The sequence below is a fragment of the Pseudomonas sp. SG20056 genome, assembly GCF_031764535.1.
Lineage (GTDB): Bacteria > Pseudomonadota > Gammaproteobacteria > Pseudomonadales > Pseudomonadaceae > Aquipseudomonas.
The window spans coordinates 3,676,426-3,694,112 of record NZ_CP134499.1 but is presented as its reverse complement, the minus strand read 5'-3'; the positions used below and the strand labels follow the sequence as shown (position 1 = coordinate 3,694,112).

Annotated in this window: 17 protein-coding genes and 3 tRNA genes; 8 read left to right on the top strand and 12 right to left on the bottom strand. The window is 58.0% G+C overall.

Going from position 1 to position 17,687, the window contains the following annotated elements; translation table 11 throughout:
• Window positions 1-50 precede the first annotated feature (50 nt).
• The gene (locus RHP75_RS17585) at window positions 51-1,034 is read right to left on the bottom strand and encodes an outer membrane protein assembly factor BamD (RefSeq protein WP_311089322.1); all 984 of its coding nucleotides are present in this window, start codon (window positions 1,032-1,034) and stop codon (window positions 51-53) included.
• A gap of 147 nt (window positions 1,035-1,181) precedes the next feature.
• Between RHP75_RS17585 and rluD the strand changes: the two genes are divergently transcribed.
• From rluD to clpB, 3 genes are all read left to right on the top strand, one after another.
• Window positions 1,182-2,156 carry a 23S rRNA pseudouridine(1911/1915/1917) synthase RluD gene (gene rluD / locus RHP75_RS17580; RefSeq protein WP_160085539.1) on the top strand — a complete coding sequence of 325 codons (975 nt, stop codon included), beginning with the start codon at window positions 1,182-1,184 and terminating at the stop codon, window positions 2,154-2,156.
• Window positions 2,157-2,203: 47 nt separating this feature from the next.
• Window positions 2,204-2,929 carry a peptidoglycan editing factor PgeF gene (gene pgeF / locus RHP75_RS17575; RefSeq protein ID WP_311089321.1) on the top strand — a complete coding sequence of 242 codons (726 nt, stop codon included), beginning with the start codon at window positions 2,204-2,206 and terminating at the stop codon, window positions 2,927-2,929.
• A gap of 165 nt (window positions 2,930-3,094) precedes the next feature.
• The gene (gene clpB, locus RHP75_RS17570) at window positions 3,095-5,659 is read left to right on the top strand and encodes an ATP-dependent chaperone ClpB (RefSeq protein WP_311089320.1); all 2,565 of its coding nucleotides are present in this window, start codon (window positions 3,095-3,097) and stop codon (window positions 5,657-5,659) included.
• 82 nt (window positions 5,660-5,741) lie between these two features.
• Here clpB and RHP75_RS17565 read toward each other — a convergent pair whose 3' ends face one another.
• Window positions 5,742-6,077: a PilZ domain-containing protein gene (locus RHP75_RS17565; RefSeq protein ID WP_090381671.1), complete on the bottom strand. Its 336-nt coding sequence runs from the start codon at window positions 6,075-6,077 to the stop codon at window positions 5,742-5,744.
• 9 nt (window positions 6,078-6,086) lie between these two features.
• Window positions 6,087-8,441, bottom strand: a complete 2,355-nt coding sequence (locus RHP75_RS17560) for a DUF1631 domain-containing protein (RefSeq protein ID WP_311089319.1) — start codon at window positions 8,439-8,441, stop codon at window positions 6,087-6,089.
• Between the two features lie 212 nt (window positions 8,442-8,653).
• Between RHP75_RS17560 and RHP75_RS17555 the strand changes: the two genes are divergently transcribed.
• The 3 genes from RHP75_RS17555 to RHP75_RS17545 all read left to right on the top strand — a co-directional run bounded on the left by RHP75_RS17555 (window position 8,654) and on the right by RHP75_RS17545 (window position 8,896).
• A tRNA-Asn gene (locus RHP75_RS17555) sits at window positions 8,654-8,729 on the top strand.
• Between the two features lie 9 nt (window positions 8,730-8,738).
• Window positions 8,739-8,815: transfer RNA gene (locus RHP75_RS17550), tRNA-Pro, on the top strand.
• A 5-nt stretch (window positions 8,816-8,820) separates the two neighbouring features.
• Window positions 8,821-8,896, top strand: a tRNA-Lys gene (locus RHP75_RS17545).
• A 193-nt stretch (window positions 8,897-9,089) separates the two neighbouring features.
• Here RHP75_RS17545 and RHP75_RS17540 read toward each other — a convergent pair.
• From RHP75_RS17540 to RHP75_RS17525, 4 genes are all read right to left on the bottom strand, one after another.
• Entirely contained in the window at window positions 9,090-10,391 is a 1,302-nt protein-coding gene (locus RHP75_RS17540; protein WP_311089318.1) for an NAD(P)/FAD-dependent oxidoreductase, read from the bottom strand.
• A gap of 63 nt (window positions 10,392-10,454) precedes the next feature.
• Window positions 10,455-10,628: a DUF3094 family protein gene (locus tag RHP75_RS17535; protein WP_311089317.1), complete on the bottom strand. Its 174-nt coding sequence runs from the start codon at window positions 10,626-10,628 to the stop codon at window positions 10,455-10,457.
• 81 nt (window positions 10,629-10,709) lie between these two features.
• Window positions 10,710-11,204 carry an MOSC domain-containing protein gene (locus RHP75_RS17530; RefSeq protein ID WP_311089316.1) on the bottom strand — a complete coding sequence of 165 codons (495 nt, stop codon included), beginning with the start codon at window positions 11,202-11,204 and terminating at the stop codon, window positions 10,710-10,712.
• Complete coding sequence (locus RHP75_RS17525; RefSeq protein WP_160013159.1) at window positions 11,201-11,830, bottom strand: DUF1780 domain-containing protein; 630 nt, start codon at window positions 11,828-11,830, stop codon at window positions 11,201-11,203. Before RHP75_RS17525 ends, RHP75_RS17530 begins: the two co-directional genes overlap by 4 nt.
• 132 nt (window positions 11,831-11,962) lie before the next feature.
• Here RHP75_RS17525 and RHP75_RS17520 point away from each other — a divergent pair, with 132 nt between their 5' ends.
• Window positions 11,963-12,571 carry an energy-coupling factor ABC transporter permease gene (locus RHP75_RS17520; protein WP_311089315.1) on the top strand — a complete coding sequence of 203 codons (609 nt, stop codon included), beginning with the start codon at window positions 11,963-11,965 and terminating at the stop codon, window positions 12,569-12,571.
• Between the two features lie 104 nt (window positions 12,572-12,675).
• Window positions 12,676-12,891: a hypothetical protein gene (locus tag RHP75_RS17515; RefSeq protein WP_311089314.1), complete on the top strand. Its 216-nt coding sequence runs from the start codon at window positions 12,676-12,678 to the stop codon at window positions 12,889-12,891.
• A gap of 3 nt (window positions 12,892-12,894) precedes the next feature.
• Here the strand turns inward: RHP75_RS17515 and yacG are convergent, their stop codons facing one another.
• From yacG to pilB, 5 genes are all read right to left on the bottom strand, one after another.
• Entirely contained in the window at window positions 12,895-13,095 is a 201-nt protein-coding gene (gene yacG / locus RHP75_RS17510) for a DNA gyrase inhibitor YacG (RefSeq protein WP_305589768.1), read from the bottom strand.
• On the bottom strand, window positions 13,092-13,706 hold the full coding sequence (coaE, locus tag RHP75_RS17505; protein ID WP_311089313.1) for a dephospho-CoA kinase: 615 nt from the start codon (window positions 13,704-13,706) through the stop codon (window positions 13,092-13,094). The genes yacG and coaE overlap by 4 nt, the downstream gene beginning before the upstream one ends.
• Before the next feature lie 154 nt (window positions 13,707-13,860).
• Window positions 13,861-14,730: an A24 family peptidase gene (locus RHP75_RS17500; RefSeq protein WP_311089312.1), complete on the bottom strand. Its 870-nt coding sequence runs from the start codon at window positions 14,728-14,730 to the stop codon at window positions 13,861-13,863.
• A gap of 3 nt (window positions 14,731-14,733) precedes the next feature.
• A complete protein-coding gene (locus RHP75_RS17495; protein WP_311089311.1) occupies window positions 14,734-15,951 on the bottom strand; it encodes a type II secretion system F family protein in 1,218 nt (405 codons plus the stop codon).
• Between the two features lie 3 nt (window positions 15,952-15,954).
• The gene (gene pilB / locus RHP75_RS17490; protein ID WP_311089310.1) at window positions 15,955-17,658 is read right to left on the bottom strand and encodes a type IV-A pilus assembly ATPase PilB; all 1,704 of its coding nucleotides are present in this window, start codon (window positions 17,656-17,658) and stop codon (window positions 15,955-15,957) included.
• Window positions 17,659-17,687 lie beyond the last annotated feature (29 nt).

Genomic DNA, 17,687 nt, shown 5'->3' with positions numbered 1-17,687 from the left:
AATAAAAAAGGGAGGCTTTGAGCCTCCCTTGATTAACAGCGTTGGTCGACTTAGTCGAACAGGCCGAAAGTCATGTAGCTGAACCAGGAGCGGCTTGGCTTCTCTTCGCTGGTGCCAGTTTTGAGTTCGTCCGGAATCTGCTCTTCGGCATCTTCATACTGGCGAATCACGTCTTGACTGGCGCGAGTTTCGCCCGGCGGCAGCGGGGTGTCGGTTTCGATCAGGCCTAGGGTGGCCTTGGCCAGCCAGGAGCGGCTGTCGGCTTCTTCTTCGCGCGGCACGAACTGGCCGTCGACCAGGCTCGGGTGATCCGGGTAGTTGAGCTTGAGGGTTTCCAGGCTGGTGGCAGCCAGGTCATCCAGCGTCAGGCGCTGGTAGGCTTCGGTCATTACTGCCAGGCCATCGCCAACTGCTGGAGTTTCCTGGAAGTTTTCCACCACGTAACGGCCACGGTTGGCGGCTGCCACGTAGGCGTTGCGGGTCAGGTAGTAGTGCGCCACATGGATCTCGTAAGCGGCCAGCAGGTTGCGCAGGTAGATCATGCGCTGCTTGGCGTCTGGTGCGTAGCGGCTGGTAGGGAAGCGGCTGGTGAGCTGGGCGAACTCGTTGTACGAGTCGCGAGCGGCACCAGGATCGCGCTTGGTCATGTCCAGCGGGACGAAGCGCGCGATCAGGCCGCGGTCCTGGTCGAACGAGGCGAGGCCCTTGAGGTAGTAAGCGTAATCGACGTTGGCGTGCTGCGGATGCAGGCGGATAAAGCGATCAGCCGCAGACTTGGCAGCTTCAGGCTCAACGTTCTTGTAGTAGGCGTAGATCAGCTCCAGCTGCGCTTGCTCGGCATAGCGGCCGAATGGATAGCGGGACTCCAGTGCCTTGAGCTTGGCGACGGCGCTGGTGTAGCTACTATTATCCAGGTCGGCCTGTGCCTGCTGGTAGAGTTCGGTCTCGCTCAGATTTTCGTCGACCACGGGCTTCGATGAGCAGGCGGCAGTGAGGGCGAGGATTGCGATCAGCAGCAGGTGTTTCACTTGCATGGCGGCTTGCGTCCCTGTGACGGCGGCTGTCTTGAGCAAAGCCGTCCTGTTATGATGAGCGCCCCCGGTACCCCTGGGGCAAAGACGCCGTATTTAACCACAAGCGTGTAGCCGAAACCAAAAGCTATGCCCCCTCTGTTGCCGAGCATGTCCTCTATTAATAAGCAGATCATTGAACTGAACGCCGAGGTGCCCTATGAAATGGGCGGTCAACGCCTCGATCAAGTCGCCGCACTCCTGTTCGCTGAGCACTCGCGTTCGCGTCTGTCTGCCTGGATCAAAGAGGGTCTGCTGACCGTCGATGGTGAGGTGTTGCGCCCGCGCGACATCGTCCACGGCGGTGCGTTGCTGGCGTTGAACGCCGAGCAGGAAGCCCAGGGCGAATGGATCGCCCAGGACATCGCGCTAAACATCGTCTATGAGGATGAGCAGATTCTGGTGATCGACAAACCGGCCGGTCTGGTTGTGCATCCGGCTGCCGGTCATGCCGATGGCACCCTGCTCAACGCTTTGCTGCATCACGTGCCGGATATTATCAACGTGCCGCGTGCCGGCATCGTGCACCGCCTTGATAAAGACACCACTGGCCTGATGGTGGTGGCCAAGACCATCGAGGCGCAGACCCGCCTGGTCGACCAACTACAGAAACGCTCGGTCAGCCGTATCTACGAGTGCATCGTGATTGGCGTGATCACCTCCGGCGGCAAGATTAACGCCCCGATCGGCCGCAGCTCCTCGCAACGTCAGCGCATGGCGGTGAGTGATGGTGGCAAGCCGGCGGTCAGCCATTACCGGGTGCTGGAGCGCTATCGCTCGCATACCCATGCGCGGGTCAAGCTGGAAACTGGCCGGACCCACCAGATTCGCGTGCACATGAGTCATATCGGTTATCCGTTGGTGGGCGATCCGGTCTACGGCGGGCGTTTCCGTATTCCGCCGGCCGCCAACCCGAGCATGGTGCAGACCCTCAAGGAATTTCCGCGTCAAGCCTTGCATGCGCGTTTCCTGGAGCTGGATCATCCGATTACCGGTGAACGGATGAAATGGCAGTCGCCATTGCCGGATGACTTCGTCTGGTTGCTGACGCTGCTGCGTCAGGATCGTGAAGCCTTTATCGGCTGACAAGGAGCTGGCTAACACGAGTGCGTAACAGGGAGCAGGGTGACAGGATGCATGACTGGCTAACGCCGCAATGGCCCGCACCGGCAAGGGTAAAGACCAGCGTCACCACCCGCAGTGGTGGTGTCAGCGTTGCGCCGTTCGACAGCTGCAACCTGGGCGAGCATGTTGGCGATGATCCAAAGGCCGTGCTGAAAAACCGCCAGCGATTGGTCAGCCTGCTCGGCTGCAAGCCCGCCTGGTTGCAGCAAGTGCATGGTGTTGCGGTGGTTGAGGCCAGCCCTGCTCTGGTACTTGAAGCCGACGCCAGTTGGACGAAAAAGCCAGGTATCGCTTGCACGGTAATGACCGCCGACTGCCTGCCCGTGCTGTTCTGTGATCGAGCCGGCACCCGTGTTGCGGCAGCCCATGCTGGCTGGCGCGGCCTGGCTACCGGGGTGCTTGAAGCCACCCTGGATCAATTGGCAGTGCCGGCAGATCAGGTGCTGGTCTGGCTAGGGCCAGCAATTGGGCCACAGGCCTTTGAGGTGGGCGCAGAAGTGCGCGAAGCCTTTGTTGGTCAGCATCAGCAGGCGGCCGCGGCATTTGTGCCCAGCATCAATGCCGGCAAGTTCATGGCGGATATCTACCAGTTGGCGCGTATTCGTCTGGCCGCTCGTGGCGTAGTGGCAGTCTACGGCGGTGATTTTTGCACCTTCAACGACCCGCGCTTCTTTTCCTACCGCCGTTCGGCGCAAACCGGGCGCTTTGCCAGCCTGATCTGGCTGGGCAACTGACCCTCGCGTGCCGCCTCTGCGGCGCTGTTGCGGTAAATGACCCAGGTCAACGCCGCTCGGCTTGAAACCCGCACAATCGGCCTCATCTACTCTTCATCTCGCAGGCTTTCTGTTTGGGCGCGATTCAGTGCGCCGGCCTGCCATCACCACGAGGGTTGATTGTTTATGCGTATTGATCGTTTAACCAGCAAGTTGCAACTCGCGCTTTCCGATGCGCAGTCTCTGGCCGTTGGCCTGGATCATGCGGCCATTGAACCGCTGCACCTGATGCAGGCATTGCTTGAGCAGCAGGGCGGCTCAATCAAACCGCTGCTGATGCAGGTCGGCTTTGATGTCAACAGCCTGCGCCTGGCCTTGGGCAAGGAGCTCGACCAGCTGGGCAAAATCCAGAATCCATCCGGCGACGTCAATCTGTCGCAGGACCTGGCGCGTTTGCTCAATCAGGCTGATCGCCTGTCGCAGCAGAAGGGCGACCAATTCATCTCCAGTGAGCTGGTGCTGCTGGCCGCGATGGATGAGAACACCAAGCTGGGCAAACTGTTGCTTGGTCAGGGCGTTAGTCGCAAGGCGCTGGAAAATGCCGTGACCAACCTGCGCGGCGGTGATGCGGTAAATGACCCGAACGTCGAGGAAAATCGCCAGGCTCTGGATAAATACACCGTCGACCTGACCAAGCGTGCCGAAGAAGGCAAGCTCGACCCGGTAATCGGTCGTGACGACGAGATTCGCCGCACCATTCAGGTATTGCAGCGCCGAACCAAGAACAACCCGGTACTGATCGGCGAGCCGGGCGTCGGTAAAACTGCGATTGCCGAAGGTCTGGCCCAGCGCATCGTTAACGGTGAAGTGCCGGATGGCCTCAAGGACAAGCGCCTGCTGTCGCTGGATATGGGCGCGCTGATCGCAGGGGCCAAATTCCGCGGCGAGTTCGAGGAGCGCCTGAAGGCGGTGCTCAATGAGCTGAGCAAGCAGGAAGGGCGGATCATCCTGTTTATCGATGAACTGCACACCATGGTTGGCGCTGGCAAGGGCGAAGGCTCAATGGATGCGGGCAATATGCTCAAGCCATCGCTGGCGCGCGGTGAGTTGCATTGCGTTGGCGCGACCACGCTCAACGAGTATCGCCAGTACATCGAGAAAGACGCGGCGCTGGAGCGGCGCTTTCAGAAGGTACTGGTTGATGAACCGAGCGAAGAGGACACCATCGCCATTCTGCGTGGCCTGAAAGAACGCTACGAGGTGCACCACAAGGTGGCGATCACCGACGGTGCGATCATCGCCGCGGCTAAGTTGTCGCACCGCTACATCACCGATCGTCAGTTGCCGGACAAGGCCATCGATCTGATCGACGAAGCGGCCAGCCGCATCCGTATGGAAATCGATTCCAAGCCTGAGGTGCTCGACCGCCTTGAGCGGCGTCTGATCCAGCTCAAGGTTGAAGCCCAGGCGCTGAAGAAGGAAGACGACGAAGCGGCGATCAAGCGCCTGGCCAAGCTCAATGAAGACATTGCGCGGTTGGAGCGTGAGTACGCCGACCTGGAAGATATCTGGAAGTCTGAGAAGGCCGAAGTGCAAGGCTCGGCGCAGATCCAGCAGAAGATCGAGCAGGCCCGACAGGAGCTTGAGGCGGCGCGGCGCAAGGGTGACCTCAATCGTATGGCCGAGCTGCAGTACGGGATTATTCCCGATCTGGAGCGCAGCCTGCAGATGGTCGATCAGCACGGCAAGAGCGAGAACCAGCTGCTGCGTAGCAAGGTCACCGAGGAAGAAATCGCCGAAGTGGTGTCGAAGTGGACCGGTATTCCGGTAAGCAAGATGCTCGAAGGCGAGCGCGACAAGCTGCTGAAAATGGAAGGTCTGCTGCATCAGCGGGTCATCGGTCAGGACGAAGCCGTGGTTGCCGTGGCTAACGCGGTACGGCGCTCCCGTGCGGGGTTGTCGGATCCGAATCGGCCGAGCGGTTCGTTCCTTTTCCTTGGTCCGACCGGGGTCGGTAAAACCGAGCTGTGCAAGGCGCTGGCCGAATTCCTCTTCGACACCGAAGAGGCTCTGGTGCGTATCGACATGTCCGAGTTTATGGAGAAACACTCCGTGGCGCGGCTGATCGGCGCGCCGCCGGGCTATGTTGGCTATGAAGAGGGCGGTTATCTGACCGAGGCGGTACGCCGTAAACCCTATTCAGTGATCCTGCTGGATGAGGTGGAAAAGGCTCACCCGGATGTGTTCAACGTGCTGTTGCAGGTGCTGGAAGACGGGCGCCTGACTGACAGCCATGGCCGCACCGTGGACTTCAAGAACACCGTGATCGTGATGACATCCAACCTTGGCTCCATGCAGATTCAGGAACTGGTCGGTGACCGCGAGGCGCAGCGGGCGGCAGTGATGGATGCGGTGGGCACGCACTTCCGCCCGGAATTTATCAACCGGATCGATGAAGTGGTGATCTTCGAACCGCTGGCTCGCGATCAGATTGCTGGTATTGCGCAAATCCAGCTGAGTCGTTTGCGTCAACGTTTGGCTGAGCGCGAGCTGAGCCTGGAGTTGTCTGCCGAGGCCTTGGATAAGCTGATCGCCGTCGGCTATGACCCAGTCTATGGTGCGCGTCCGCTTAAACGTGCGGTACAGCGCTGGATCGAGAACCCCCTGGCGCAGCTGATTCTGGCGGGCAAGTTCGCCCCAGGCAGCAGTGTGACAGGCAAGGTTGAGGGCGATGAAATCGTCTTTGGTTAAACGCTGTCGCCACAATAGGGCTGCAAAATAAAAAACACCCCGGTTCAGTTCGCGCTGACCGGGGTGTTTTTTATTCGGCGGGTTACAGGTGCTTGAGCAGGACTTCCAGCGCTGCAGCCTGGTCTTCTGCCAGGTCAATGATGTGAAAACCTGCCCAGCAGTGCTGGCCGTCCGCACCGGGGCGGCTCCACAGGCAGTCGGCCCCCAGGGTTATTTCGCATACGCCTTCAATCACCTGTTCGCTGACCAGGCGGCACTCCACCAGTTCGTCTGCGGTCAGCGGCGTGTCACTGAACAGCATGAAGCCATCGGCGGACAGGTCAACCACACGACCCAGGCGCTGCCCGGTGTGTAAGTCGAAGACTTCCAGTTGCACGTCGGCATTATGTCGGCTGTGCAGGCGACGTTCGTCATCCATAGGAGTTCCTTATTCTTGAGGCTCAGCTGTGCGCCCGGTAAAACGCTGGAGCACGCGGTAAATGGCGGTAAGGGCACGGTCCACCAGTGGTGCACCTCGTTCGGGGGTGACGATGCGCGCCAGCCCTTGTTCCATTTCGGTGGCCAGCTGGGTGAGTGGCTTGATTGCCACGCGCTGACCGCTCTGGTCGACAAACATGTAATTGCGGGTTGTTGGGCTGAACCAGGACAGCTTGAGTGTGCGCACTTGTTCGCCAGTGACGAACTCGAACCAGGTGCCGAATTCGATATGCCCCAGTTCTTTGGCCAGCGCCTGCGCGCGGGTCGAGAGTGTTGATTCGCGTGGTGCCAGGGTGGCCAGTGCGGCGTCTTCACCGAGCATGGCGCCCAGTGGGCTCTCGGGCAGGGTTGGTTTGAGCTGGGCAGCCACCAGTGGCTGTTTGGCCTGTACGGCATGTTGGCAGGCCACCAGGTCCTGCAGCAGGCGGCGGATGCCGTCTTCGTGGTAGCCGCCGAGCAATTCCAGGCCTTTACGCAGGTCTTCGAGCAGCGGCACGCGCAGTTTCTGCAGGCGCTCGCGGCCTGTTTCATCGAGCAGCGTGCCGCTCCAGGCCAGCTGCTCAGCCGCTTCGCAGGCGCGCTGCCATTCCGGGCTCTGTTCGCCATTGCGCAACAACACGAATACCAGCACATCGGCCCAGGTCAGTTCGAGGAAGTTGCGGATGATATTCGGCGGCTGGCGATTGTTCAGGCTGTTGGCGATCACTTCGACTGCGTGCTGGCGTGCGCCGAGCAGTTTGTCGCGGCCTTTGGCTGCTTCCACTGCGCGACGTTCGCGCAGTTCGACCTTGTGTCTGAGGGTGGCAACGAATTCGTTGAACTCTTCCAGCAGGCCTTCAAAGAGTTGCAGGTCGCCGAAAAAATCATGGATAACCCGCTCGACTACCCACTGCATCTTGGCCAACAGACCGCGTTCGTCGCCTTCACCACCATACAGCACGCCGGCTTGGGCCATGGCGTTGAGCAGGCGGCGGGCAGGGTGATGATGTTGGGTGAACAGCGCTTTGTCCTGCAGTGCCACTTTCAGGTACGGCGTGTGCAGGTGAGACAGAGTGGTCTTGCAGTTGTCCGGTAGGTTGTCGTCGTCGAGGATAAAGTCGAACAGCATGCCAACCAGGTCGATCACGTCGGCTTCCTGGTCGGAAACCTTCTGTTGGCCAGGCAGCTCGCTGTGGGCTTCCAGCTGTTGTTGCAGGTCCGCTTTGAGACCTTCTACCTGCTGCGGGCGACTCAAACGCTGCGACAGGTCGTTGGCCGATTGCTGCTGCATGCGGTTAAGTGCATCCAGCAGGGCTGAGGCGCTATAGGTGCTGGTCGCCTCGCGTGGGGTGAAGCTGGCAATGCTGCGGGTGCCGCCAAGCAGCGGGGCGTCAATATCGCGTTGGCGGTGTTCACCCAGCAAGGTCGCCAGGCTACCCAGTAACTCCTGAGGGTCGCTTGGCGGTGGGCCGCTCAAGTCTGTGTTGCCCGCGCTGTAGGGTTGCCCAGGCGGTTGCGTAGCAGTGGCAGTGCCCTGCTTCTGGCTGCTGGCGCTGCTTTCGGTCGTGTGTTCGGCGGATGCGGCGGGTGTTGCCTTGGGGCGTGCTGGCGGGCTGTTGCGCTGTGCGGTGTACTTCAGGTTTGGCAGTACGCCGGCATCAATCAGGCGCTGATTCAGCGCGGCATAGATGCCGTCCAGGCTCTGCATGACGTGCGTATCAAACAACGTATAAAGGATGACCTTTATGCGTAGCGGAAACGGGCAGGGCGTCAGGGCGTCGCGAAACGCCTGGGCAATCATCTGCGGGCCGAAGGGGTTGATGTCCTCGACGAGTTTCTGGCCGTTATTCAGCAGCGCCAGGCGCTGCTCCAGAGCAAACAGCGGCTGCGCGCAGCGTGCCTTGACCCGGCTGACCATGTTGGTGACTTGCAGGCTTTCTTCGTAGTCCTCGTTCTGCACCAGGGCCATGTGCTCTGCGTCCAGTTCGCTGGCGCTGGGCGGTGGCTTGAGCTTGCCTTCGAGGAAGTCGGAGAAGTTCTGCGCGATCTGCTGGTGGTAGCTGCGTTCTATCTGCGGGCGCTGTCGGCGGATCTCGCGCATGTTGTCGAAGAACAGGGTTTGTACCTGGTTGTTCTCGGCTTTTTCGGCGCACTCAAACAGCGTGTCGTCGACCTGGGCGAAGACGCCGGTCAGGTGTTCGGCCAGGCGATTCATCACCAATTTTCGACAGCTTTGCACCAGGTCACCGAAGCGCGGCTGGATGCCCCGGCTGGCTAGGGTCTGTGCTGCGCCGGGTGGATTTGGTGGTGTGCCCTGGTTACTCATGGACTTTCCTGGCTGGAGCCTTGCGGCTGGTGCGTCCTGCAATGAATACAGACATAGGGAAGATATAGCAGCCGCTCACGCAGCTGCAAATCATTGTACTAAAAGCAATTTAAGGGGTTGACAGGCGCGCGCGGAAACGTAAAATGGCGCGCCTCAGACACGGGAAACGATTTAACAACCGGATCCGGTTTCTGAGAAAGGAAGCAAGTAGTTCCGCGATAGCTCAGTCGGTAGAGCAAATGACTGTTAATCATTGGGTCCCTGGTTCGAGTCCAGGTCGCGGAGCCAATCTTTCATCGGGGTATAGCGCAGTCCGGTAGCGCGCCTGCTTTGGGAGCAGGATGTCGGGAGTTCGAATCCCCCTACCCCGACCATTTTTGGGTCGTTAGCTCAGTTGGTAGAGCAGTTGGCTTTTAACCAATTGGTCGTAGGTTCGAATCCCACACGACCCACCATTTCAAGCATGCTTGAATGATAAAAAACCCGCCTAGTGCGGGTTTTTTATTGCCTGCCATCCATGGCGCCACCTTTTAGGCCGTCGCTGCGCGACGTTAAAAATGACTCCCGGTCATTTTTTATTGTCTGCGTTTTTTCTTCGTCACTGATTGGGGTTGCTGCGGGCAAGGCCAGGCCTTGCCCGCAGACAACTCAGTGCAACTTGAGACGTGGTTCGGTGCTGCGGCCGATGCGGTCGCCGAGCATCATCAGCAGCGTGCGGGTTACGCCATACAGGGCGATCTGGTGCATGCGGTAAAGCGACACGTAGAACATCCGGGCCAGCCAGCCTTCGAGCATCACGCTGCCGGTCAGGTTGCCCATCAGGTTACCGACCGCTGAGAAGGTCGACAGTGAGATCAGTGAGCCATAATCGCGGTAGCGATACTCCGGCAGAGCTTTGCCTTCAATACGCAGCTTCAGCGATTTGGCCAGTAGCGAGGCTTGCTGGTGTGCCGCTTGTGCGCGTGGCGGCACGTTGCGGCCTTCGCTGCCGGGTTGTGGGCAGGCGGCGCAGTCACCGAAGGCAAAGATGTTGTCGTCCAGGGTGGTTTGTAGCGTCAGGCGCACCTGCAGTTGGTTGATGCGATTGCTTTCCAGGCCATCCAGCTCTTTAAGGAAGTCAGGTGCGCGAATCCCAGCGGCCCAGACTTTCAAGGTGGCTGGAATAGCCTGGCCTTGTGCGGTGTGCAGCGCCTCGTGAGTCACCTGGCTGACGGCTGCGCCGGTAAGTACGGTTACGCCAAGCTTCTCCAGAGTGTTGTGCACCGGCTGGCTAATGCGCTCCGGCAGAGCCGGCAGTACCCGCGGGCCGGCTTCGATCAGGGTGATGCGCATGTTTTCCGGGCTGATTCGATCCAGGCCATAGGCTGCCAGTTCACGCGCTGCGTGGTGCAGCTCGGCCGCTAGCTCAACGCCCGTGGCGCCTGCACCGACGATGGCGATGTTGATTAGCTCTGTTGTTGTACTTTGGCTGGCATGGGCGCGCAGGTAATGGCTGAGCAATTGATGATGGAAGCGTTCGGCCTGCTCGCGCGTATCGAGGAATAGGCAGTGTTCGGCTGCGCCAGCGGTGCCGAAATCATTGGTGGTGCTGCCCACCGCGATTACCAGGCTGTCGTAGCTCAGTTCGCGTGCAGGCATCAGCACCTGGCCCTGGTCATCCAAGGTGGCGGCGAGGCTGATGCGCTTTTCTGCACGATTAAGGTCGCACATCCGCCCCAGCTGGAACTCGAAGTGATTCCACTTGGCTTGCGCTACGTAGTTGAGTTCATCGCCGGAAGAGTTCAGCGAGCCCGCAGCCACTTCGTGCAGCAGCGGTTTCCAGATATGCGTCAGGTTGGCGTCGACCAGGGTGATCCTGGCCTGGCCGCGCTTACCCAGGGTTCTACCCAGGCGGGTAGCAAGCTCCAGTCCGCCGGCGCCACCGCCGACAATTACGATTTGATGAGTCATCAGACACGCTCACAAGGCTTTTAAGAAAAAGTGGCGAGTCGGTGTGGGCGAGCGCTAAGCAGCTCATAGCACCAGTCGACTCAGAAGACGGCTCAGCACACCCAGGCCAATCACGATGATCACGATGACCAGCAGCAGTCGCCAGACCTTGAACGGCTGGCGCTCGACCTGATGCTGCGGAGCGCTGAGGTATTGCTCGACGCGTTTTTGATCATCAGGGTTCAGGCGACTGGACATACGTGCCTCGAATTAAGGGGCCGGTTGGCAATTGATGGGATCGATTGCAGGCTGAAGTGCTGGGCATTCTAGCCGCGTGGCTTATAAAGGCTCAACGCGCAGGGCGTCATTCAGGCGAATAATCCCCCCTTGTAGCACGCGTGCGGTAATTCCGCCGTGGCCGCGCATGGCTTGAAATGTACCGAGGCCCAAGCGCTCTTCCAGCTTTGCGCAGGGTTGGCACCAACCCGTGGTTTCCAGAATCGCCTGGCCTAGGCGAAAGCGCCGACCCTTGAGGCTGAATAGGTTGATGCCGCTGATGGCGATATTGCGCCGCAGTTCAGGTGCGGTGATTGGCTGTTCTGCTGGGCGGCCCATCAATGCGCTGATCACCGCTAAGTGTTCCCACTGAATCAGGGTGACTTGCCGGGCATTGCGAGGGCCGGGACGGCTATGGTCGCCGGTGAGCCCTGCTTCGCGGCGCGCTTCGACGGCCTCCAGCTCGATCATTGCTGCTCGCGAGGTAGGGCGCACACCAATCCAGCGCACGCAGCCCTGTTGCGGCACGGCCGCGAGCAGTTCGTGCAGTGGGCTCACAGGCTGATACCCACATCGAAGAGTACGGAGCGGCCGAGGTTGTTGCGCAGAAAATCCGGAGCGTCTGGGTGGGCGAACAGCACGCGGGCAAAGGTCGGGCCGACCAGTGACAGCGAGCGCCAACCCTGGCGGAGAAACTCGGTAGGCGGCGGGAAGTGGCTATTGAAGTCCGGCACGGCGCGCTTCAGGTTGACGTAAGCGAGCAGGTCCAGCTCGCCCAGGTCGAGACCGCGCTCTTTATAGTTGTGGGCTTTCTTGCGTAGGGTTGGCGTGAGCCGCTGTTGCAACTCGGCAGCGGCGATACGCCGTGGTTTGGCTTCACGGCGCACCAGTTGGCTGAGGGAAAACGCGCTGCGCCGCCGCTCCAGTTCGGCGCGCCATTCATCATTCAGACGTCGGCCTTCGTCGAGGACGAAGAACACTTCAAAGCTGGCCTCACGGAACAACACGTCAGGCGGCTCATGGCCGGCGGCGCTGAATTCATCCAGACGGTGACTTACGTTCAAGGCTTGCAGCAGGCGCTGACAAACCCAGCGCTCGCGCTCCCACTTGCGCGCGTTGGAGAGAAAGGCGTTGGCTTGTTCGGCCTGATGCGTCAGCAGGCGCAGGTAGTCTGAGTCATCCATGGACTCAGCTTAGCCTGCGCGGTTGGGTTGTTGGTACCCCTCTGCGACTGTGGTGCAGGCTTTTCATGTGTTGCTGGAGGCCGCAGTTGTAGACTGCGCAAGTCGGCCAAGATGGCTTGGGGGTTGTTCCGCATGATTGCCGCGCACTTATTGTCTTCCACCAGTCAGATACTGGGTTGGCTGATTTATCTGCCGCTGCTGTGCTGGGCGATCTGGCGTGCGCCTTGGGTCGAGCTGTGCAGTGATCTGCGCCGTCAGCATCTGCTCGGCGGCACGGCGCTGGCGCTGTTTGCACTGTGGCTGGTGCGTCGGGATTTCGACTCGGGCCTGTCCTATCACTTTATCGGCATGACGGCGGTCACCTTATTGCTGGATTGGCCGCTGGCCATGCTGGTGGTGATACCCGTGTGGGTGACCGAGGCTTGCGCGCTGTGGGTTGAGAAAAAGCAGCCGCGCAATCTGTTCGTCTACATCTTCTGCAGTGGCTTCTTCGCCGCTGCGCTGGCGGCATTATTGTGTATCACCGCCGCTTTCACTCTGCTCTGGATAGATGGGTTGTTCCCGATGCCGCCCTGGCTGGAGGACTTTATCGGCTACCTCTGGCTGGTGATTTTCCCCGAGGCCTTTATCAACGGCATGCTGGTGACCGCGCTGGTGGTGTTCTATCCAGACTGGCTGGAGACCTTCAATCGTACGCGTTATCTGGCCGCGCCCTGGAAGGATGATGATCTGTCGCGCTGATGGCGCGCCCTTCAGCGTTTCGATTGCGTTGCTTGGTTTGATTCAGATCAAGCTGCGCAAACGGCTATGCGCGATCTTTCATCTACCAATAGGGAGGGCGTGACATGGGTGTGCATCAATGGGCAAGGCAGGCAATCGAGCAGAGTTTGCAGGGTGTCGAGGCGCAGGGCTTTGATCAGGCTATGGCGCTGCGGGCATTGCTCAGTGCAGTGGTCGAGCGCAGTCGGGTTGGGCGCAGCGCGGTGGATTTGGCCGCAGAGCTGCAGTTTCTCGCGGAAAATCTGGATGATGATCGCGATTACAGCTTTATGCGGCCTTGAGTCTCAGTGCTCGCGCGGCGGTAGCTCGCCAGAGAACAGATCATCTTCCAGTGGGTTGCCGGCAATCGCATGCTCTTCCGAGGCCCAGGCGCCGAGGTCAATCAGCTTGCAGCGTTCGGAGCAGAATGGCCGGCTCGGGCTTTGCGGGCCCCACTCGACGGGCGCGTTGCAGGTAGGGCAGGCGACTAGGGTTGGCGTACTCATGCTTGGCCTCCGCGTAGGTTCAGATAAAAGGTGTGGAGTCGTTCCACTTCGGCTCGCAGCCAGGGCAAGTCTTGATCATTAAGCAGCACGTCATGGGCATGGCGTAGGCGTTCTTCACGGCTGGCCTGGGCATTGAGAATAGCCTGCACCTGTTCGCTGGAGCTCTGGTCGCGAGCCATGGTGCGCTGCACTTGCAGCTGCTCGGGGGCGTCCACCACCAGTATGCGCTGGGTCAGCCTGTGCTGGCCTGACTCAACCAGCAGTGGCGAAACCAGAATGGCATAGGGTGATTCTGCGCGTGCTAGGTACTGGATGATTTCCTGGCCGATAAGCGGATGCAGTAGCGCTTCGAGCCAGCGCCGCTCATTGGCATCGGCAAAAATCCGGTTGCGCAGTGCTGTGCGATCAAGCTGGCCGTCGGCCTGCAGCACATCGTTACCGAAGTGCTCGACTATCTTGGCCAGTGCCGGCTTGCCGGGCTCAACCACCCAGCGTGCCGCATGGTCCGCGTCGACCAGATGCACGCCAAGATCGATAAAATGCTGGGCCACAGCACTCTTACCACTGCCAATGCCGCCGGTTAGGCCAAGAATCCAGGGTTTTGTGGTCAAGATTCGCACTCGTGCCAGTTATTCAAAGGCGCGATTGTAGTGCAGCAGCTTAGTAGGTGGCGAACGATAGGGTATGCCCGCGAAGTGCGAGGTCTTTCGATGTGTCGCTGACGGGATGCCGCAGTCCGGATGCAGTCCGGGCTACGGCGCTTTATTAGAAACCGGCGATCTGAAGATAGCTGGACGTGATTTGCTCACCCCAAAGCAAGGCAATCCAGCCGGCAATCGCCAGGTAAGGACCAAAGGGGATAGGCGTGCTGGTTTCCGCGTTACGCAAACGCAGCATGATCAATCCAAGTACCGCGCCAACCAATGACGACAGCAATATCGTCAACGGCAAGATCTGCCAGCCCCCCCAGGCACCGAGCATCGCCAGTAGCTTGAAGTCGCCATAGCCCATGCCTTCCTTGCCGGTTACCAGCTTGAACAGCCAGTACACCGACCACAGGCTCAGATAGCCAGCAATCGCGCCCCAGAGGGCGTCCTCCAGGCTGGTAAACAAGCCAAAACTATTGGCAATCAAGCCAAGCCACAGCAGTGGCAATACCAGTGAGTCCGGCAGCAGTTGATGATCAACATCGATCAGGCTCATAGCCAGCAGGCCCCAGGTCAGCAGCAACATCGCTCCCGCCTGCCAAGTAAAGCCGAAGTGCCAAGCGGTAAAAGCTGACAACAAGCCACAAGCTAGTTCAACCAGTGGATAACGCATGCTAATCGGCGTTTTACAGCTTGAACATTTGCCCCGCAGAAACAGGTAGCTGATAACCGGAATATTTTCCCACGGCTTTATTTCATGGGCGCAGTGTGGGCAGCTTGAGTTGGGCAATACCAGATTGAATGTTGCTGTCTGGGGCTCGGTGGGCAGCTCCAATATTTCACGGGCCTGCTCGCGCCAGTCGCGTTGCATCATTTTTGGCAGTCTATAAACCACCACGTTAAGGAAGCTGCCGACCAGCAGGCCAATTATTAGTACGCATAAAACAAAGGCCAGCATGTGGCTGGCCAAGAAGTCGATTACTGACATAGGTTAAACAACGGCGCCCAGTTGGAAGATCGGCAGGTACATGGCGATGATTAGACCGCCAACTAGGACGCCCAATACCGACATGATCAAAGGTTCCATCAGGCTGGTCAGTCCGTCGACGGCGTTATCTACTTCTGCTTCATAATAGCTGGCAACTTTATCTAGCATCATATCCAGGGCTCCGGATTCCTCGCCGATAGCGGTCATTTGAATCGCCATTGAGGGGAAAACGCCAGTTGTACGCATAGAAAAGTTCAGTTGCATGCCTGAGCTAACGTCTTGTTTGATCTTGTTTACTGCAGTTTTGAACACAATATTGCCTGTGGCTCCTGCGACCGAGTCTAGTGCTTCAACTAAAGGAACGCCTGCCGCGAAGGTTGTTGCTAGGGTTCGGGCGTAACGAGCAACAGATGACTTGTAAATGATGTCGCCGACAATCGGCGCTTTTAGAGCTGTTCGGTCAATCCAGTTGCGAAATTTCTCAGAGCGTTTCTTGGCCTCACCAAAAGCAAAAAAAACAGCAAAAAGTACGATCAATACAACAAACCACCATTTTTGCAGTGCTTGAGAAATACCGATTACGAACTGGGTGAAGGCAGGTAGCTCAGCACCGAAATTAGCGAATACTGTCTCGAACTGAGGCACTACTTTGATTAGAAGAATAGCCGAAACAATAACCGCGACCACTACCACAGCGATGGGGTAGTTCATTGCCTTTTTAATTTTTGCTTTTAATGCCTCGGTTTTTTCTTTATAAGTTGCAACTCTGTCAAGTAAGTCCTCAAGGGCGCCAGCCTGTTCGCCTGCGTCCACTAAGTTGCAGAATAAATCGTCGAAATATTCTGGGCGAGTGCGCAGCGAGGAGGCAAAACTGTTACCGGCAGCCACGTGCTGCTTAATGTCATCAACTAGCTTGCGCATGTTGGGATTGTCTAGTCCCTCACCGATGATTTCAAAAGACTGAAGTAGTGGAACGCCGGCTTTCATCATTGTTGCCATCTGTCGTGCAAACAGCGCAATGTCCATTGGCGAGATTTTTTTGCCCGCGCTGAATAGGGATGCAGATTTTTTGCGCACTTTGGTCGGGTTAATACCCTGCTTGCGCAGTTGTGCCTTGATCAGCGCTGGGTTTTGGCCGCTGGTTTCGCCTTTTACCTTGGCGCCTTTTTTATCAGTCCCTTCCCATGCGAAGGTGCTGGTTTTTATCGCTTTTACGGCCATCGGTTAGTCCTTAGTCACGCGGTTCACTTCTGCGAGGCTGGTCACGCCTTGCATAGCCTTCAGCAGTGCTGAGGTACGCAGGTCGTTAAAGCCGTCTTTGCGCATCTGTATGGAAATATCAATAGAGTTGCCTTCCTCCATGATAATCCGTTGTAGAGCAGGCGTGTTTTTAACCACTTCATAAATTCCGACACGACCTTTGTAGCCACCATTGCAGCTTTCGCATCCTACGGGCTCATAAATCTTAAATGTGCCGATTTTATTTTCCGGGAACCCCTCCTCAAGCAAGGTTTCCCGAGGGACCTGTATTTCCTTCTTACAGCTATTGCAGAGCTTACGAGCTAGGCGCTGGGCGATGATCAGGTTAACCGAGGTGGCAATGTTAAATGAGGGAACGCCCATATTGCGCAGGCGAGTCAGTGTTTCTGCTGCGCTATTGGTGTGTAGGGTTGACATAACCATGTGACCGGTTTGTGCTGCTTTGATGGCGATAGATGCGGTATCTAGGTCGCGTATCTCACCAACCATGATGATGTCAGGATCCTGGCGCAGGAACGATTTAAGTGCTGCGGTAAAGTCCATGCCTTGTTTGGGGTTGACGTTGACCTGGTTGATGCCTTCCAGGTTGATTTCCACCGGGTCTTCGGCGGTTGAGATATTTACGTCGACGGTATTGAGAATGTTCAAGCCAGTGTAGAGAGATACAGTCTTGCCCGAGCCGGTAGGGCCCGTTACCAAAATCATGCCCTGAGGCTGCTTCAGGGCGGACATATATAAATCTTTTTGCGATTCTTCATAGCCAAGGGCGTCGATTCCCATCTGGGCGCTTGAAGAGTCAAGAATTCGCATTACGATCTTCTCACCCCATAGCGTAGGGCAAGTACTGACGCGGAAGTCGATAGACTTGCTTTTTGAGATGCGCATCTTGATGCGCCCATCCTGCGGTTTGCGTCGTTCGGAAATATCCAGGCCTGCCATAACCTTAAGTCGAGCAGAAATGCGTGGTGATAACTGGATGGGCGGACGAGCTATCTCGTGCAGAATGCCGTCGGTGCGGAAGCGCACACGGTAGGCTTTCTCGTAAGGCTCAAAATGCAGATCCGAAGAGCCGCCTTTAATGGCATCCAGCAGCATCTTGTTAACAAAGCGCACCACCGGTGCGTCATCGGCCGCATTACCTTCCCCTTTATCTTGCGTGTCATCGTTGACGGCTTCGACGTCAAGGCCATCAAGATCAATATCGCCGAGATCCTCCATGCCGCTTGCGGCTGAGTCGAAGAATTTCTCGATTGCTTCACCAAGCTTGTCGTCTTCTACCAGGATAGCTTCTGTATTCATCCCAGTGCTGAACTGTATATCAGTGACCGCTTGATGGTTGGTGGGGTCGGACACGGCAATAAAAAGCTTATTACCGCGCCGCCATAGCGGCAGCACTCGGTGCTGGCGTACCAGTTTTTCGGTCACCAAGTCTTTGGGTTGGCTTTCCTTGTCTATTGCATTCAAATCAACAAAAGACACACCGAATTGTTCAGATGCAAGCTCGGCCAGAACGCGGCTCTTGACCAGCTTGTTCTGCACCAAGTATGTGACAAGCGACAATTTATTTCGCTGGGCTTGGCTTTGTGCCTGCTGGGCTGCTTTTTCGTCCAGCAGCTCGGCCAGCACCATTTGCCGTGCCAGGCCCGTAAGGGAAACGCTTTCGTTCATTACATGCTCCTAAACAATCTTCGCCTTAT

Excerpts from the sequence above, each read along its gene's own strand:
- RHP75_RS17585 (WP_311089322.1), bottom strand. The coding sequence starts at position 1,034 with ATGCAAGTGAAACACCTGCTGCTGATCGCAATCCTCGCCCTCACTGCC.
- rluD (WP_160085539.1), top strand. The coding sequence starts at position 1,182 with ATGTCCTCTATTAATAAGCAGATCATTGAACTGAACGCCGAGGTGCCC.
- pgeF (WP_311089321.1), top strand. The coding sequence starts at position 2,204 with ATGCATGACTGGCTAACGCCGCAATGGCCCGCACCGGCAAGGGTAAAG.
- clpB (WP_311089320.1), top strand. The coding sequence starts at position 3,095 with ATGCGTATTGATCGTTTAACCAGCAAGTTGCAACTCGCGCTTTCCGAT.
- RHP75_RS17565 (WP_090381671.1), bottom strand. The coding sequence starts at position 6,077 with ATGGATGACGAACGTCGCCTGCACAGCCGACATAATGCCGACGTGCAA.
- RHP75_RS17560 (WP_311089319.1), bottom strand. The coding sequence starts at position 8,441 with ATGAGTAACCAGGGCACACCACCAAATCCACCCGGCGCAGCACAGACC.
- RHP75_RS17540 (WP_311089318.1), bottom strand. The coding sequence starts at position 10,391 with ATGACTCATCAAATCGTAATTGTCGGCGGTGGCGCCGGCGGACTGGAG.
- RHP75_RS17535 (WP_311089317.1), bottom strand. The coding sequence starts at position 10,628 with ATGTCCAGTCGCCTGAACCCTGATGATCAAAAACGCGTCGAGCAATAC.
- RHP75_RS17525 (WP_160013159.1), bottom strand. The coding sequence starts at position 11,830 with ATGGATGACTCAGACTACCTGCGCCTGCTGACGCATCAGGCCGAACAA.
- RHP75_RS17520 (WP_311089315.1), top strand. The coding sequence starts at position 11,963 with ATGATTGCCGCGCACTTATTGTCTTCCACCAGTCAGATACTGGGTTGG.
- RHP75_RS17515 (WP_311089314.1), top strand. The coding sequence starts at position 12,676 with ATGGGTGTGCATCAATGGGCAAGGCAGGCAATCGAGCAGAGTTTGCAG.
- yacG (WP_305589768.1), bottom strand. The coding sequence starts at position 13,095 with ATGAGTACGCCAACCCTAGTCGCCTGCCCTACCTGCAACGCGCCCGTC.
- RHP75_RS17500 (WP_311089312.1), bottom strand. The coding sequence starts at position 14,730 with ATGTCAGTAATCGACTTCTTGGCCAGCCACATGCTGGCCTTTGTTTTA.
- RHP75_RS17495 (WP_311089311.1), bottom strand. The coding sequence starts at position 15,951 with ATGGCCGTAAAAGCGATAAAAACCAGCACCTTCGCATGGGAAGGGACT.
- pilB (WP_311089310.1), bottom strand. The coding sequence starts at position 17,658 with ATGAACGAAAGCGTTTCCCTTACGGGCCTGGCACGGCAAATGGTGCTG.